Consider the following 15,034-nt stretch of genomic DNA (forward strand, 5'->3'; position numbering starts at 1 on the left):
TCAAGATGTTTAAGTGGTGGCGCGGTGCAATGTCGCCAGAAAACCGGCTGCGCCTACGAACAAACCCGCAAAGGTGCGGTTCATGCGCCGCTGCTGCTTGGGGGTACGCAACATGCGCAGCACTTTGGAAGCCAGCCCGGTGTAGCCGGCCATGACAATCAGGTCAACGCAGATCATGGTCACGCCCAGCGTTAGATACTGGCTTACCAATGGCGCGTTAGGGTCTACAAACTGCGGCAACACCGCGAGCATGAATACCAGCGCTTTGGGGTTGCTGACGTTGACCAGAAATCCCCGAAAGATCAGCGCCAGCGGCTTGCCGATGGGGCGCACGGCAGCGTCATCGGAGAGATCAGCCGGCATGGCCCGCCATTGTTTAACGGCAAGGTAGATGAGGTAGGCCACGCCGAACCATTTGATCGCGTAGAAGGCATTGGAAGAAGCCGCGAGCACCGCTCCGACGCCGGCGGCAACGATCGCGATTTGCAGCGCCAACCCCAATTGCAGGCCTAAAGCGTTCCAGTAACCGCGCCAGAACCCGTATTGCAGGCCGCACGACATTGAAGCAATGGCACCCGCGCCGGGCGACAGGCTGATCACCCAACAGGCTGCAAAAAAGGCTAACCACGTTTCCATCGACATCGCGCACCCCGGACAAATGCTGTAACAAGTCCATCAAGCTAATGCGCGTCTGTCGAAGAATCAACTGTGTTTCGGCGTCAGATGTCGCCTTCACGCCAGCGGCGCACCGAGCGCTGGAAGAACAGGCTGTTGGGAACTTGCACCATACTGCTGCCGCTGCCGGCTTCTGCAGGTTCAATCAAGGTGGTGTAAAGCAGGTTGATGGCGACCACACGGCCTTTGACACCCGGCTTATCGAGGGTGTCGAGCAGCTCCACCACATCGCCAATCCGAAAGGGTCCGACGGTGAAAATCAGCACCGCGCACAGCAGGTTGGACAGCACACTCCACATCGCGAAGAAGGCAATCGCTGCTACGGCGACAAAGCCCGACAGGGCTGTCCACAACACCGTGGCCGAAACACCGAGGCGTTCCAGCACGAAAATCACCGCGCTGCCCATGATGAACCAGCGCAAACCACCTCGCAGCGGCAGTAGCAACTGCGGCGGTAAGGAAGGGTAGCGCTCACCCATGCGGGTCAGAAAACGCGCCACCCCACGTTGCAGGAAGTAACCCACCAGCAGGATCAAGAGGATTTGCACGCCAATCCACAGAGGGCCGATCAATTGCGCCGGCACCGGTAGGTTGAGGGCTTCCATCAGGACAGTGCCTCCAGCTCCGCTTGCAAGCTTTCAAGCAGCTCCAGTGCTTCCATCCAGCGCTCTTCGAGCTGGCCTTCCAGCACTTTAAGCTTGGCCTGTTCAGCCAGCAGCTCACGCAGTTCGTCTTTGCGAGCGGCTTCGTAAACGCCGCTGTCGCCCAGACTGGCTTCAATTTTGGCGAGTTTTTCGTTGACCTTGCCCAGCTCGCTTTCGAGCTTGTCGGCTTCGCGCTTGTGCGGGGCCAATTGTTGACGCAGCGCTGCCGCTGCCTGACGCTGAGCCTTTTTATCGGTCTTGTCAGGGTTAACCGGCGTATTGCTGGTCGGGGCATTGCGCAAGCGGTAGTCGGCCAACCAACGGGCGTAGTCTTCGAGGTCGCCGTCGAATTCCTCTACCTTGCCGTCTGCCACCAACAGAAACTCGTCCGTGGTGCTTTTGAGCAAATGCCGATCGTGAGAGACCACCAGTACCGCACCGCTGAACTCTTGCAGGGCCATGGTCAGCGCCAGACGCATTTCGAGGTCAAGGTGGTTGGTCGGTTCGTCGAGCAGCAACAGGTTGGGACGGCCCCAGGCAATGAGCGCCAAGGCCAGACGGGCTTTCTCACCACCGGAGAAGTTTAGAACTGGCTCATCGATGCGCGCACCCCGGAAGTCAAAACCTCCGAGGAAGTCGCGCAGCGTTTGCTCACGCTCAGTAGGCGCCAGACGCTGCATGTGCAGCAACGGGCTGGCTTTGGAGTCCAGTGAGTCCAGTTGGTGTTGAGCAAAGTAGCCCACCACCAGATTTTCACCACGGGCCAGACGGCCCGACAGCGGTTCCAGCTCGCCCGCAAGGTTTTTGATCAGGGTCGATTTACCGGCACCGTTCGGCCCAAGCAAACCAATGCGCGCACCTGGAACCAGTTGCAGCTTGACCTTCTCGAGGATGGTTTTATCGCCATAGCCCAAGCGTGCATCGGACAAGTCGAGCAGCGGGCTGGAAAGTTTCACCGCCTCGCGAAACACAAAGTCAAACGGCGAATCGACATGGGCCGCGCTCAGTTCTTCCATGCGCTCCAGGGCTTTGATCCGGCTTTGAGCCTGACGTGCCTTGGTCGCTTGGGCCTTGAACCGAGCGATGTAACTTTCCATGTGCGCACGTTGTGCCTGTTGCTTTTCGTAGGCTTGCTGCTGCTGAGCCAGACGCTCGGCACGGGCGCGCTCAAAGGCGCTGTAGCCGCCGCGATAGAGCGTGATTTTGCGCTGATCAACATGGGCGATGTTATCGACCACGGCATCAAGGAAGTCCCTGTCGTGAGAGATCAGCAGCAAGGTGCCCGGGTAATTTTTAAGGAAGTCTTCAAGCCACAGAATGGCGTCGAGGTCCAAGTGGTTGGTCGGCTCATCGAGCAACAACAGATCAGACGGGCACATTAGCGCTTGTGCCAGGTTCAGGCGCATCCGCCAGCCACCCGAAAAGTCAGCAACCGGACGGTCCATTTGTTCGTTGGTGAAACCCAAACCGGCCAGCATTTTGCGAGCGCGCGCATCGGCGGTGTAGCCATCGGCGCTGTCCAGCTCGGCATGCAGACGCGCCAGCGCGGCGCCGTCTTCTGCGGCTTCGGCCTTGGCCAAATCGGCTTGCACCTGGCGCAAGCGCTGGTCGCCATCGAGCACGTAGTCGACCGCAATGCGGTCGAGGGTGTCGATTTCTTGCCGCATATGGGCAATCCGCCAGTCGGCAGGTAGCAGACAATCCCCGGAATCAGGCGTCAACTCACCCAGCAGCAAGGCGAACAAAGTGGATTTACCGGCGCCATTGGCGCCGACCAGACCGGCTTTGTGGCCGGCGTGCAGGGTCAGCTCGGCGTCTTCTAGCAGACGTTGCGGGCCACGCTGTAAAGTCAGGTTCTGAAGTCGGATCATAATGGCGGCGGAGTCTACCAGCTTCCCTCTCAACTGGCGCGAATTGCACTATGCAGACTGACCTGTGGAATTACTGTTTGAACCTCTATGCCCGGCCGGGTGTAGAGCCCGCGTGTTTACGCCTGCAAGACCAAGGCCTGGACGTATGCCTGTTGCTCTGTGCGGCATGGCTGCTACAGCGGGGTATAGTCTGCACTGAGGCGCGGATGGCGCAATTGAAGGACTGCGCCGAACCGTGGCAGCGCGAGGTGGTACAACCATTACGGCAATTACGCACACAGTGGCGCGAAGCGGCCGCACACGATGAGTCGCTGGCAGTGATGCGCTCGCAGATCAAGGCATTGGAGCTGGAGGCTGAACGGACGTTGTTGCGGCGTTTGGAGGAGGCAACCCAGCAATGGTCTCCTGCTCAATCGCAAGATAACTGCGACTGGCTGGGAAAAATGGCCGCGGGTATCGACCACCCTGATCGCGGCGCGCTGCACACATTGCGCGCCGCAATCAGCCCCGCTTAGGAAGCGCTGGAAGACGTTGTTGCTGGCGCAACGGATGCTGCCGGGGACGTAGCCGCTGCGGTTGCTGCTGAGGCCGCAACAGGCGCTGTAGCCGGTTTGGCTGGCGTAGCAGCAGGTTTGGCTGCCACTGGTTTGGCTGCCACTGGTTTTTTAACGGCTGGCTTGGCTGCAGCTGGTTTGGCTGCTGGTTTGGCGGGTGCCTTGGTGGCGACTGCCGGTTTAGCGGCTGGCTTTGCGGCTGGCTTAGCAGCAGCCGGTTTAGCTGCGGCGGTTTTCAGCGCTGGTTTGGCTGCGGCTTTCACCGGTGCTTTGACGGGTGCCTTGGGTGCTGCAGGCTTGGCAGCCGGTTTAGCCGCTGCGGTTTTAGCGGCAGCCTGTTTGACGGCTGGGGCTTTTGCTGCAACTGGCTTGGCGGCAGGTTTAGCGGCTGGCTTGGCCGCGCGGGAAGCTACCGGCTTTTGCGCTGGCGCTTTGGCAGCAGGTTTGGCTGCTGCTTTTGCCGGTACCTTGGCGGGAGCTTTGGCAGGCGTTTTAGTCGCAGTTTTTTTAGCAGCAGAGGCTGGCTTGGCGTCGCGAGTCGACAACGCTTTGCTCACCGCTTCTTTAACGCGACCCACACCTTGGGCCAACTTCAGGCTTTCTTGGGCATCACGCTTGAGTTGTTGAATGTAATCGCGGGTTTCAGTCTGGCGCTCTTTGAGCGAATCCAGAAGTTGCTCCAGCTCTTTAACCGCAGACTTGGCCTTGGATTGAGCTTTGGACTTGCCAGCATGCGCAGCCTCTTGCAGCTTTTCACGCGACTTGTGCAATTTTTCCTGCGCTTTACCGCGCTGCTTCTCAAGCTTGGCGAGCAATTTCTCAGCATCAGCCAACGCTTGGGAACAAGCGTTTTCCAAATGCTCAAGCAAGCTGCCTGAGAGCTGTTGGAGCAGGTGCAACGGCGTATTTACTGGCTTCTTTTTGGCCGACATGGTTTACCTCCTGGCTGAAGTGAGTGCGGCTCATACTAGACCTCTGTAGGAACCGCCGCTAGATCATCTTGACACTAACGATAGCTGTGGGTTGCATGGCGTCTAGAAACTTGTGCCAGATCCTTTTTAAATAATCATCGCGCTCCATTCTCAAGGTCGATTAACACGCTTGTCAGCTCCGAATATATTCACGTTTCTACGCCTGCGCGCTGGCATAATCCTGCGCACTTCAGGTCGGAGAGTGTCCATGCCGCGTTACCTTTTTTTGACGTTACTGAGCCTCGTACCGCTGGCCCACGCGGCCTCACCTCCCAGCCCTGACGCCGCCCACGACCTGGCTTACAGCCTGGGTGCCAGCCTTGGTGAGCGCTTACGTGACGAAGTTCCAGAGTTACAGATTCAGGCATTGATCGAGGGCCTGCGCACGGCGTATCAAGGCAAACCGCTGGCTTTAAGTGATGAGCGCATCGAAGCGATTCTGACCGAGCATCAGGCAAACGTTGAAAACGCGAGCACGGCACCACGCAGTGAAATGGCCTTGGCCTTTGAGCGTGATTTTTTATCGAAAGAGATTCATAAGGTGCATGCGCGAGAACTGTCAGACGGCATCATCGTGACTGAGCTAAAACCCGGCACTGGCGCCAAACCGGGGGCGCAGGATTCGGTGTATGTGAACTATGTGGGCCGTCTGCCAGACGGCACCGTATTCGATCAAAGCACCCGGCCCCAATGGTTTCGCCTGGACAGCGTTATTGCCGGATGGCGCAGCGCGCTGGTGCAGATGCCGGTGGGGGCAAAGTGGCGAATGGTGATTGCATCACGCCAGGCTTACGGCGCTACGGGAGCTGGGGATTTAATTGCACCCTATACGCCGCTGGTGTTTGAAGTCGAGTTGCTCGACAGCAAAAAGTGATATCCAGAGAACGAAAAACGGCGCGCCTTGCGCACCGTTTTTTGAAGCGCCTAGGCCTAGGCCTGTATCGCTTCGACTTCTTTTTGTTTGTGCGCGTTGTGCAGCACTTCAATCAGGCAGTCTTCAAGTTCGAAACGCTCATCCAGCAAGGCACCGAGCTCTTTGAATTTAGCGGCAAGGATGTCGCAAGCAGGGTCATGGTCTTTTCCACAGCGCTCATGGAAAGCTAAGGCCGCCTCTGTGCTGACGTCGATTCGCGGGTAAATACTTTGGGCAAACTCCAGCGCCCGCACATCATTAAACGCTTTGGCTTCTTCAGCCAGCTCCGCATAAATCTCAAAATGACCTGCGGAAACGTAGTCGACTAAAATCACACAAAAATCTTTTTGAGGCTTTCGCTTGGGGTTTGAGCTCATTTGCTCAAGCTTGACAGCCTCATACGCCTCGATAAGTTGTTCGCGCTCTGCAAGCCAGCGATCAATCAGCTTATGGACGCCATTGAAACGTTCCTGAGCATTCTTGCAACTCTCGAGCATGACGATCTCTCTTCCCTTGTGGGCTTAGGCGGTCTGGCGATAGCCAGCCAGTCTGAGCCCAAATGTGCAAAGCGCACCTGGATTGGGCGGCATATTTCCAATAATGCGTGCGGGCCAGATTATGCTCGCACAGCGACGGCTTCAAGGTACGCACGAGAGAAAGTTCATACAAGCGTTTAATCTTGACTGCTACGTCACGCCGCATGCACGGGTGATACCCGATACGAGAGCGCTCGAATAATTTGATAACCACTCAGCACACTTAAACCGGCAAAGGCCAGCAAGCTCAGTTCAGCCACCCGCAAATCGAAAATGCTCCAGTGAGTCAGCACACACGCTTCGCTGCCCCGGTAGATGGTCGACACTACTTCGGAAAGCGGCAGGTTGTGCAAGATTGCGCCAAGATCAGGCTGACAAAACATCAGTTGCTCGGGTGCCTGACTTTGTAGAAGCACCTGCCTCAAAGCACTGCCAGTACCTCCTAGCGCAAGCACTGTGGACACAATGGAGTAAACCCTCATGCCGCTAAAACGCGGCCTTTGAACGAATGCCATCAGGTTGACGATACAAAAGCCCAGCAAGAAATACCGCTGAATCTGACAGAGCAGACACGGTTCAAACCCCAGCCCATATTCCAGAAATAAGGAAGCCCCCATGACGAGGCTGCCAAGAAGGAAAGCAAGGAGAAAAATGAAACGTGAGCAGGCCAAAAACATGGCTTTTCCGTAACAAAATTGGTAGCTGGCTACGGTAGATGAAAGCCATTGGCCGTTTCAAGATGGCTCACTGGCGAACCGTCTTTAAGGCTGTAGGGAATAACAAACAGATCTTGCAGGAGAGATGCAATTGGCCTGTAGGAAATAACTTCAAGGCTCATTTCATGCCTGTTTTACACCTGTTGCGGTATCACTTCCTGCACTCACTCTTCGCTTAAAGCGAAGAATTTGTAGGAGGCATCAAGCGATATGAACGAGGGAGCGGCTGTAAAAAAAGCCTCCGCTCACCGCGCTCGTTCATCGTTTAACGAACCTTTACCAGGCTTAAGGACAGGACGCGCTTCAGGCAGGCAACGGCAGCGCCAGCAGGCGCTCATCCAGCATATTCAAGCCCTCCTGAAACAACTGATTGCTGCGTCCCGTATCGCCCAGCTGAGCCAGCAAGCGCGCCAGTTCGGCGCAGGTCTCAGGATTACGTTCAATCTTGAGACTACTTTCAAAGTAGTCACGCGCTTTACCCCACAAACTGTTTTGCAGACACAGACGACCCAACGTCAGTAGCAAACTGGCATCACCGGGGTGCGCCTTCAGCCACCCTTCGGCGGTCTGCAACTGTTTCACCGGGTCACTGCCACGAAGCAAGCCATAAAGTCGAACAAGGTGGCTGTCATAGTTGCGTTTGAGTGCGCCACGCAAGACTTCCTCAGCCTCGGCTTGAGCACCCAGTTGGCGCAATTGTTCGGCATAAGCCAGCACCAGTGCAGGCTCCTGGCGCTGGGCCGAAGTCAGTTGTTGCCACGCCCGCTGCAAGGATTGAAGCCCCGCCTCGCCTTCTGTTTCACGCTGCGCAGCCAGGCTCAGGTTTTGCCCCCAAGCGCGACGTTCCAGCTCCGCCAGCTCATTTGCGGGCAGCACTTTATCTTTGCGCAATTCGGGCAACAAGCGGATCAAAGCAGCCCAATCACCGCGCTGCTGGTGCAAACGCTGCAACTGACGGAGCACTTGCACGTTGTGTGGATGACGCTCGTGCATGGCCTGCAACGTAACCAGCGCTCCTTCGGTATCGGCACGGTCGACTTGCAGCTGGGCATGGCTCAAAGCAATCGCCAGCTCGGCTTGAGGCTGGCGCTCAAGTGCACGCTCCAGCAAACGGTCACTGTCTTCGTACCGGCCTAGCTCATTGGCGGCTCTGGCGGCGCCTAGGTAATAAAGCAATGGCTGGCGCTCGGCTTCGGCGGCTCGTGCGAGGTTTTTTTGCGCACTGGCCCAACGACCCTCCGCGAGGTCCATTTGGCCTTGTTCGATGGCGATTTGCACACGACGGCTGCGGTTACGTCGTGACCAGGGATTGACCAGGCCGGTCGACGTGGTCAGCAGCTCTACCAGCAGCTTGATGCCCCAGACCAGCAGCCACAGCACCAGCACTAATGCCAACGTTGCCCACAGACTGGATTCGTAACGGAAGCTTTTGTAGGCAATCAGCACATAACCCGAGTCTTCGGCGATTGCCAGGCCGATGCACGCCGCCGCTGCGATCAACAAAAACACAATCACATAGAAACGTCTCATGGGCTGGTCTCCTGCGCGGGATTGCCAGCCGCCTTGCCCGGCTCGTCAGCAGAGACGTGGCGACGTTCCAGATAGGCCTGCACTGCGCTCAGGGTGCCCGCGAGGTCGGGGGTTTGCACCGTGACCGGCTGTTTGCTCAGGGCGACCACCTGGTCGAGCAGCTTTTTACTTTGCGCGTTATCCGCATTGAAATTATTTTTCAGCACGTCTTCGGCTTGCGCCAGAGCCCGGGTATAAACCGGCTCTTGGCCATTTAGGGCTGCCCACTGCGCCTGCTCCAGCGCCAGGCTCAGGGCAAGACGCACTTGAGTCAGACTTTGGCCGGCCAACAGTGGCCGTACATTTTTATCCGCGTTGAAGTCGATACGGATGTAATGCGAAATTTCATCCCACCACTGAGCCCAACGACTCGCACCATCACCGTCGGCCGTCAGGCCTAACAGAGAGTCGCCCGCGTCCTTGTAGGCCGGTGCCAGCGCATTGAGCTGTGCCACCTGGTCACGCAAGGCAGCCAATTGCAGGAACAAGCCAGTGCGATCGGGTTGTTCGACGCTGCGCAAGGCTGCAAGAGATTTGGCCAACTGCTCACGGGCAGCGAATGAGCCGGGGTCATTCTGCTCGCGCAAAATATCATCGGCACCCTGCACCAGCGCTTGCGCACTGCTGATGTCTTGCAGGGCTGACAAGCGCAGGCTGGCAAGGCGCAGCAAGTGCTCGGCTTCGGCCAGACGCCAATCCTTGCGGCTTGCACCTAATACGGTTTCAAGTCGCTGGTTCAAGCGCTGTTGATCACCTTGCAGTTGCACAACCAATTGACGCTGATTATCCAGCTCATTGGCAGACGGCAATTGATTGAGGCGCGTCAGCAGTTGTTGCTCACCCTGCTTGATCGAGAGCGTCTGCGCCGCCAGCGCCGGCACTTCGCTTAACTGCTGCTCGGTGGTGACTTGCAGATGACGCACCTGCCACACCCCCCAACCGCCGACTGCAACGCCTGCAGCACCGAGCAACAGCGCCACGACGGCCAGACCATTACCCCGTCGCTCGGAACGCGTATCGGGCTTTTGAGCCGGCGCCTGAGGCGCGGGCTGCACGGATTCTTTTGGCAAGACTGTTTCGCTCACGTATCCATCCTTTGCATTAGAAAGCAGGTACGGGATGTTCCCGTAACGCCGCCAGCAAAGCCGTGGCACTGGCACCACGACAATCCACAACGTTTAGCGCCCCGGCATTTCGCGCCATTTGCGCAACCCGAGGGCTTGGAACAAACAACGGTAAAGTTGCCAATTGCGGCCAGGCATCGCCGGCCAATTGGCATAAATGTTCGAAACCCTGCCCACTGCTGACCACCAGGCCGTTCAGGCGTTCCACTTTCACGCGCTCAACCAGCGCTGCTGGCGGATAAGAAGGCAGTTCGCGACGGTACAGCTCAAGGTAGTCGACTTGTGCGCCAAGGTCTCGCAAACGCTCGGCAAGCATCTCTCGCCCGCCCTCCCCGCGCAAAATCAGAACCCTGGGATTGTCGCAGGCAACAGCCTGACCAAACACTGGTAACGCCAGCAAGGCTTCGCTGTCATCCGCGCTTTGAGGGTAGCTAACATCGAGACCATAGTCGGTGAGAATCTGCGCGGTCGCGACGCCGACACTGAACCACTTCTGAGTGGGGGGCTGTGACCAGTATTGGCTGACCAGAGCAAGGCCCAGCCGCGCTGCGGGCTTGCTGACGACAATGACCGCGCAATAGCGATCGAGGTGAGCGATCAGTGCCCGTTGCGCGCCAGTCAATGCCAGCGGCTGGATGGACAGCAGCGGCAAGCTACTGCTGTAAACCCCGACACTGGACAGCTCACACGCCAGCGCTGCCGACTCCTCTGCGGGCCGGGTCAGCAACAAGCGCCAACCTGTCACTCGTGGCCTGCCTCACCGTAAACAGCTTTGAGGATGGCGCCAGCACCTTGATCCAGCAATGCTTCAGCCACCTTGACCCCAAGTTCTGTAGCCGCAGATTGAGGCCCGCGTGCTTGAGCCGTCAGGAGCAGGCTGCCATTGGGGTCGCCTACGAGACCACGCAACCAGATTTGGTCGCCTTCGAGAACGGCATAACAGGCGATAGGCACCTGGCAGCCGCCATTCAAATGCTTGTTCAATGCACGCTCGGCCGTCACACGCACCGCAGTGTCGGCATGATGCAAGGGTGCCAGCAAGGCATGAATTTCACTGTCGGCAGTGCGGCACTCGATACCCACCGCGCCTTGGCCGCCGGCCGGCAAGCTGTCATCGATGCTGATTGCAGAGGTGATGCGGTCTTCAAAGCCGAGGCGAATCAAACCCGCTGCTGCAAGAATAATGGCGTCGTATTCACCCGCGTCCAGCTTGGCCAGACGCGTATTAACGTTGCCACGCAAAAACCGGATATTCAGGTCTGGCCGACGGGTCAATAACTGCGCCTGACGACGCAGACTCGACGTGCCGACAACGCTGCCTTCTGGCAAGTCATCAAGGCTGGCGTGGGTATTGGAAACAAAAGCATCGCGCGGGTCTTCACGCTCGCAAATACAGAACAGGCCCAGACCTTCGGGGAAGTCCATCGGCACGTCTTTCATGGAGTGCACAGCAATGTCTGCTTCGTTTTCGAGCAGCGCGGTTTCAAGCTCTTTAACGAACAGACCCTTGCCGCCGATTTTCGACAACGGCGAGTCCAGTAACTTGTCGCCACGACTGACCATAGGAACCAGCGTCACCAGAAGACCAGGGTGAGCGTGCTCCAAACGGGCTTTGACGTACTCGGCCTGCCACAGAGCCAGGGCGCTTTTACGGGTAGCGATGCGGATTTCGCGAGAGGACATGGATCAATCCGTACTGAATAGATACGGCTGATAATAACAGCTCAGCCAAAACAGCTCTGACTTGTATCAGAAAGTACGTGGCCTCCCTGGCCCGTCTGCTGGCTCTAAAGCTGCTGCATCATTTTGCGAACCCCGGCTACATGACGTCTGCTGACAATCAGCGCATCACCATTGAGCCCACGCAGGTAGAGCTGGAAATGCCCTAACGGCGTACGTTGCAGGCGCTCGATACGGTTGCGCGCTACCAGCGCATTGCGGTGAATACGCACAAAACGGTCGCCGAATTCGTCTTCAAGGGACTTGAGGGGTTCATCGAGCAAGACTTCGCCGCCTTCGTGACGCAGCGTCACGTATTTATGGTCTGCGATAAAGTAGATCACTTGTTCGATGGGAATCAGCTCGATCCCTTTTCGGGTGCGGGCACTGATGTGGCTACGCGGACCGCTGCCCGATTGAGCAGCAGGGCGGGTCAGCGCAGCCAGCTGGCTTCGATTGGGCCGATGCGCCTCTTTCAATGCAGCGCTCAATGCCTCGGCACTGATCGGCTTGAGCACATAACTGAGCCCACTCTCCTGCAAGGCTTGCAGGGAGAACTCGTCCGGTGCGACGCAAAAGACAACCGAAGGCGGTAGCTCGCGCTCACATAATTTGGCTGCAACCTGCAAACCGTCCAGCCCCGGCAGGCCAATGTCGAGTAGCACGACATCCGGCTTGAGGCTTTCGATCAGGCTCAACGCCTCTTCGCCATTTGAGGCGGTGGGTTCCAGCAATGTATAGCCACCAAGCGTGCCAACTAAACGGCTCAAATGCTCGCGGGCCAGGGTTTCGTCATCAACGATCAGGACATTCATATAGCGCTGTATTCCTGCGTGAGTCTCGCACAAGGATAGCGTAGACAGGTGAAGTGACGACCGTCACGGCGATCAACGCTAAGACTAGCGCCAAGGCCAAAAAGTGCCGCAACATCGCAGCGAAATTCACCTGTGTCTGTTGCTCGATTTATTACGGAATCAGTTTAGTCATCTATAAAGACTTGCAAAGACTGATCCATACGACCAACTGTAGACGGTTGCCAAGACGAATGGGCATAAACAGTCAATTTCGTTCCTGTATTTTTTATATCCCATTTCATACAAAAGGTTACCGACGTACGTCAACGTCAGCGCTGGCAACCCTGTTATGATCTGCAGCAACTTTTTGTGTAACTTTCCTCAGCCGATTACGAGCGAATTCATGAGCACCGACAAGACCAATCAGTCCTGGGGCGGCCGCTTCAGTGAACCCGTCGACGCCTTCGTTGCGCGCTTCACTGCCTCCGTCACTTTTGACCAGCGCCTTTACCGTCACGACATCATGGGCTCTGTGGCTCACGCTACGATGTTGGCCAAAGTCGGCGTACTCACCGATGACGAGCGCGACAGCATCATCGAAGGCCTGAAAACCATCCAGAGCGAAATCGAAGCCGGCACGTTTGACTGGCGCATCGATCTGGAAGACGTGCACATGAACATCGAAGCGCGCCTGACCGACCGCATTGGTGTGACCGGCAAAAAACTGCACACCGGGCGTAGCCGTAACGATCAGGTCGCTACCGATATTCGCCTGTGGCTGCGTGACGAAATCGACGTGATCCTGGCTGAAATTACCCGTTTGCAGAAAGGCCTGCTGGAGCAGGCAGAACGCGAAGCCGAGACCATCATGTCCGGCTTTACGCACCTGCAAACCGCGCAGCCAGTGACATTTGGTCATCACATGCTGGCGTGGTTCGAAATGCTCAGCCGCGACTATGAACGCTTGGTCGACTGCCGCAAGCGCACCAATCGCATGCCTCTGGGCAGCGCCGCACTCGCTGGCACCACTTACCCGATCGACCGCGAATTCACTGCTCAATTGCTGGGTTTTGACGCCGTGGGCGGTAACTCGCTGGACAACGTGTCGGACCGCGACTTCGCCATCGAATTCTGCGCCGCGGCCAGCATTGCGATGATGCACTTGTCGCGTTTCTCTGAAGAGTTGGTGTTGTGGACCAGCGCGCAGTTCCAGTTCATCGACTTGCCCGACCGCTTCTGCACCGGCAGCTCGATCATGCCGCAAAAGAAAAACCCGGACGTCCCTGAACTGGTGCGCGGTAAAAGCGGCCGTGTATTTGGCGCGCTGATGGGCCTGTTGACCCTGATGAAAGGCCAGCCACTGGCCTACAACAAGGACAACCAGGAAGACAAAGAGCCGTTGTTCGATGCGGCTGACACCTTGCGCGATTCGCTGCGCGCCTTTGCCGACATGATCCCGGCGATCAAGCCTAAGCACGCCATCATGCGCGAAGCTGCGCTGCGCGGGTTCTCAACAGCCACCGACCTTGCAGATTATCTGGTGCGTCGAGGCTTGCCGTTCCGTGACTGCCACGAGATCGTTGGCCACGCGGTAAAATACGGCGTTGAAACGGGTAAAGACCTGGCTGAAATGAGCCTGGAAGAACTGCGCCAGTTCAGCGATCAGATCGAAGACGACGTGTTTGCCGTGCTGACCCTCGAAGGCTCGGTCAACGCCCGTAATCACATTGGCGGCACCGCGCCTGCGCAAGTGAAAGCGGCTGTTGCCCGTGGCAAGGCGTTGCTGGCCAACCGCTGAGCACGACTGCAAGGCAGCTAAAAAAAACGGGCACTTTAAGTGCCCGTTTTTTTATCCCGCGCTTAAGCCAGGCTTTATTTCTTGCTACTGATCCAGGCCAGAAACTGCGGCATGACCGCTTCTTTATCCGCCGCAATTTTCTGCACGTGCGGGTTTTGCTCAAGTCGGTCGAGCAGCGCCTTGGCGCCCGGCATATCGGCCAATATGTCCAGGCCAAACACTTTATGCCCTACCGCACACGCCAGACTGACGCTGTACAGGAAGTAAATATCCGCCAGGCTCAGCGCCTCACCCGCAACGAAGGGGGCGAATTTACCGTGTCGCCCCAGCGAAGCAATACCTTCAAGCAACTCGGTACGGGCTTTGGTTTTGATGGCCTCAGGTACGGTCATGCCGAAGAATGCCTCCGAGTACAACGCACGGGCCGGCAACTCGATATACAGCTCAATTTCCCTGGCGAGCGCCAGCACTTGCGCGCGCTCGAAAGGTTCCGTCGGCAACAGCTTTGGACCTGACTGTGTCTGTTCGATGTACTCAAGGATCACGCTGGTTTCGTTGATAAAACCTTGCTCGACACCCAACACCGGGACTTTGCCACGGGGGCTGATGGTCAACGTTTGAGGTGCTGCGCCTGGAAAGAAGGGGACTTCTTCAAAAGCAACGCCCTTTTCCAGCAGCGCCAGTTTGACCATGTTGTAGTAATTGCTGACTGCGAATCCATAAAGCTTAAGCATTGCAAAGCCTCCAGGCCGTATTGGGGTTGGCAGCAGCTGTTATAGAGGTTCGCCGCTAAGCTGGCTAGCAGCATCACTGAGCTGAATGCCGTTAGACTGCCAGCCTTTACTTAAGGAGCCTGCCCATGAGCGAGCCAACTGATATCGACACCGACGAAGAAGAATTCGCCGAAGACACCCTGATTCAGGCGATTGAAAACCAGATTGAAAGCGACAACCCCCCAGCCGCCAAAGCAACATTCAATAAGCTGACTCTGGTTGGCTACGAGCGCGACGATATTCTGAACATGATGGCGCACGTGCTGGCTGTGGAAATTGACGCGCTCCTCGAAGAAGACCGCGCCTTTGATTCGCAATGGTACGAAGCAGCCCTGCGCGCGCTGCCGACCTTGCCGCCCGAGAAGAACTGAGTCGGC

At 57.2% G+C, this 15,034-nt stretch carries 16 protein-coding genes and 1 pseudogene; 4 read left to right on the top strand and 13 right to left on the bottom strand.

Annotation, left to right across the window (positions count from 1 at the left end):
- Window positions 1–9: 9 nt before the first annotated feature.
- From GHN86_RS13510 to GHN86_RS13520, 3 genes are all read right to left on the bottom strand, one after another.
- Complete coding sequence (locus GHN86_RS13510) at window positions 10–642, bottom strand: LysE family transporter (RefSeq protein WP_153380068.1); 633 nt, start codon at window positions 640–642, stop codon at window positions 10–12.
- A gap of 77 nt (window positions 643–719) precedes the next feature.
- Window positions 720–1,280, bottom strand: coding sequence for a mechanosensitive ion channel family protein (locus tag GHN86_RS13515; RefSeq protein WP_153380070.1), 561 nt, complete (start codon window positions 1,278–1,280; stop codon window positions 720–722).
- A complete protein-coding gene (locus GHN86_RS13520; RefSeq protein ID WP_153380072.1) occupies window positions 1,280–3,190 on the bottom strand; it encodes an ATP-binding cassette domain-containing protein in 1,911 nt (636 codons plus the stop codon). Before GHN86_RS13520 ends, GHN86_RS13515 begins: the two co-directional genes overlap by 1 nt.
- A 50-nt stretch (window positions 3,191–3,240) precedes the next feature.
- Here GHN86_RS13520 and GHN86_RS13525 point away from each other — a divergent pair, with 50 nt between their 5' ends.
- Window positions 3,241–3,705: a TIGR02444 family protein gene (locus tag GHN86_RS13525; protein WP_153386727.1), complete on the top strand. Its 465-nt coding sequence runs from the start codon at window positions 3,241–3,243 to the stop codon at window positions 3,703–3,705.
- On the opposite strand, the gene GHN86_RS13530 is transcribed toward GHN86_RS13525, so the two are convergent.
- Window positions 3,702–4,676, bottom strand: a complete 975-nt coding sequence (locus GHN86_RS13530) for an AlgP family protein (RefSeq protein ID WP_153380076.1) — start codon at window positions 4,674–4,676, stop codon at window positions 3,702–3,704. The genes GHN86_RS13525 and GHN86_RS13530 overlap by 4 nt on opposite strands.
- 247 nt (window positions 4,677–4,923) lie before the next feature.
- Here GHN86_RS13530 and GHN86_RS13535 point away from each other — a divergent pair, with 247 nt between their 5' ends.
- On the top strand, window positions 4,924–5,589 hold the full coding sequence (locus tag GHN86_RS13535) for an FKBP-type peptidyl-prolyl cis-trans isomerase (protein ID WP_153380078.1): 666 nt from the start codon (window positions 4,924–4,926) through the stop codon (window positions 5,587–5,589).
- A 56-nt stretch (window positions 5,590–5,645) separates the two neighbouring features.
- On the opposite strand, the gene rsd is transcribed toward GHN86_RS13535, so the two are convergent.
- The 8 genes and pseudogenes from rsd to GHN86_RS13575 form a co-directional block, all read right to left on the bottom strand.
- Window positions 5,646–6,125: a sigma D regulator gene (gene rsd / locus GHN86_RS13540; protein ID WP_153380080.1), complete on the bottom strand. Its 480-nt coding sequence runs from the start codon at window positions 6,123–6,125 to the stop codon at window positions 5,646–5,648.
- Between the two features lie 194 nt (window positions 6,126–6,319).
- Entirely contained in the window at window positions 6,320–6,781 is a 462-nt protein-coding gene (locus tag GHN86_RS13545; RefSeq protein ID WP_397462723.1) for a disulfide bond formation protein B, read from the bottom strand.
- A 402-nt stretch (window positions 6,782–7,183) separates the two neighbouring features.
- Window positions 7,184–8,410 (bottom strand): heme biosynthesis protein HemY, encoded by a 1,227-nt coding sequence (locus tag GHN86_RS13550; RefSeq protein WP_153386729.1) that lies wholly within the window; start codon window positions 8,408–8,410, stop codon window positions 7,184–7,186.
- Window positions 8,407–9,534, bottom strand: a complete 1,128-nt coding sequence (locus GHN86_RS13555; protein ID WP_323369413.1) for a uroporphyrinogen-III C-methyltransferase — start codon at window positions 9,532–9,534, stop codon at window positions 8,407–8,409. Before GHN86_RS13555 ends, GHN86_RS13550 begins: the two co-directional genes overlap by 4 nt.
- A 16-nt stretch (window positions 9,535–9,550) precedes the next feature.
- Window positions 9,551–10,318, bottom strand: a complete 768-nt coding sequence (locus tag GHN86_RS13560; protein ID WP_323369978.1) for a uroporphyrinogen-III synthase — start codon at window positions 10,316–10,318, stop codon at window positions 9,551–9,553.
- Window positions 10,315–11,256 carry a hydroxymethylbilane synthase gene (gene hemC, locus GHN86_RS13565; RefSeq protein WP_153380086.1) on the bottom strand — a complete coding sequence of 314 codons (942 nt, stop codon included), beginning with the start codon at window positions 11,254–11,256 and terminating at the stop codon, window positions 10,315–10,317. The genes GHN86_RS13560 and hemC overlap by 4 nt, the downstream gene beginning before the upstream one ends.
- A gap of 104 nt (window positions 11,257–11,360) precedes the next feature.
- Window positions 11,361–12,107 (bottom strand): LytR/AlgR family response regulator transcription factor, encoded by a 747-nt coding sequence (locus tag GHN86_RS13570; RefSeq protein WP_153380088.1) that lies wholly within the window; start codon window positions 12,105–12,107, stop codon window positions 11,361–11,363.
- A pseudogene (locus GHN86_RS13575) lies at window positions 12,104–12,220 on the bottom strand (sensor histidine kinase); the annotation flags it as partial. The pseudogene GHN86_RS13575 and the gene GHN86_RS13570, both read right to left, overlap by 4 nt.
- A gap of 269 nt (window positions 12,221–12,489) precedes the next feature.
- Between GHN86_RS13575 and argH the strand changes: the two are divergent.
- Entirely contained in the window at window positions 12,490–13,884 is a 1,395-nt protein-coding gene (gene argH / locus GHN86_RS13580) for an argininosuccinate lyase (protein WP_153386731.1), read from the top strand.
- Window positions 13,885–13,958: 74 nt separating this feature from the next.
- Here the strand turns inward: argH and GHN86_RS13585 are convergent, their stop codons facing one another.
- Entirely contained in the window at window positions 13,959–14,618 is a 660-nt protein-coding gene (locus GHN86_RS13585) for a glutathione S-transferase family protein (protein WP_153380092.1), read from the bottom strand.
- Between the two features lie 125 nt (window positions 14,619–14,743).
- Between GHN86_RS13585 and GHN86_RS13590 the strand changes: the two genes are divergently transcribed.
- Entirely contained in the window at window positions 14,744–15,028 is a 285-nt protein-coding gene (locus GHN86_RS13590; RefSeq protein ID WP_153380094.1) for a hypothetical protein, read from the top strand.
- Window positions 15,029–15,034 lie beyond the last annotated feature (6 nt).

This window comes from Pseudomonas helleri (assembly GCF_009600315.1).
Taxonomy (GTDB): domain Bacteria; phylum Pseudomonadota; class Gammaproteobacteria; order Pseudomonadales; family Pseudomonadaceae; genus Aquipseudomonas; species Aquipseudomonas helleri_A.

Excerpts from the sequence above, each read along its gene's own strand:
- GHN86_RS13510 (WP_153380068.1), bottom strand. The coding sequence starts at position 642 with ATGTCGATGGAAACGTGGTTAGCCTTTTTTGCAGCCTGTTGGGTGATC.
- GHN86_RS13515 (WP_153380070.1), bottom strand. The coding sequence starts at position 1,280 with ATGGAAGCCCTCAACCTACCGGTGCCGGCGCAATTGATCGGCCCTCTG.
- GHN86_RS13520 (WP_153380072.1), bottom strand. The coding sequence starts at position 3,190 with ATGATCCGACTTCAGAACCTGACTTTACAGCGTGGCCCGCAACGTCTG.
- GHN86_RS13525 (WP_153386727.1), top strand. The coding sequence starts at position 3,241 with ATGCAGACTGACCTGTGGAATTACTGTTTGAACCTCTATGCCCGGCCG.
- GHN86_RS13530 (WP_153380076.1), bottom strand. The coding sequence starts at position 4,676 with ATGTCGGCCAAAAAGAAGCCAGTAAATACGCCGTTGCACCTGCTCCAA.
- GHN86_RS13535 (WP_153380078.1), top strand. The coding sequence starts at position 4,924 with ATGCCGCGTTACCTTTTTTTGACGTTACTGAGCCTCGTACCGCTGGCC.
- rsd (WP_153380080.1), bottom strand. The coding sequence starts at position 6,125 with ATGCTCGAGAGTTGCAAGAATGCTCAGGAACGTTTCAATGGCGTCCAT.
- GHN86_RS13545 (WP_397462723.1), bottom strand. The coding sequence starts at position 6,781 with ATGGGGGCTTCCTTATTTCTGGAATATGGGCTGGGGTTTGAACCGTGT.
- GHN86_RS13550 (WP_153386729.1), bottom strand. The coding sequence starts at position 8,410 with ATGAGACGTTTCTATGTGATTGTGTTTTTGTTGATCGCAGCGGCGGCG.
- hemC (WP_153380086.1), bottom strand. The coding sequence starts at position 11,256 with ATGTCCTCTCGCGAAATCCGCATCGCTACCCGTAAAAGCGCCCTGGCT.
- GHN86_RS13570 (WP_153380088.1), bottom strand. The coding sequence starts at position 12,107 with ATGAATGTCCTGATCGTTGATGACGAAACCCTGGCCCGCGAGCATTTG.
- argH (WP_153386731.1), top strand. The coding sequence starts at position 12,490 with ATGAGCACCGACAAGACCAATCAGTCCTGGGGCGGCCGCTTCAGTGAA.
- GHN86_RS13585 (WP_153380092.1), bottom strand. The coding sequence starts at position 14,618 with ATGCTTAAGCTTTATGGATTCGCAGTCAGCAATTACTACAACATGGTC.
- GHN86_RS13590 (WP_153380094.1), top strand. The coding sequence starts at position 14,744 with ATGAGCGAGCCAACTGATATCGACACCGACGAAGAAGAATTCGCCGAA.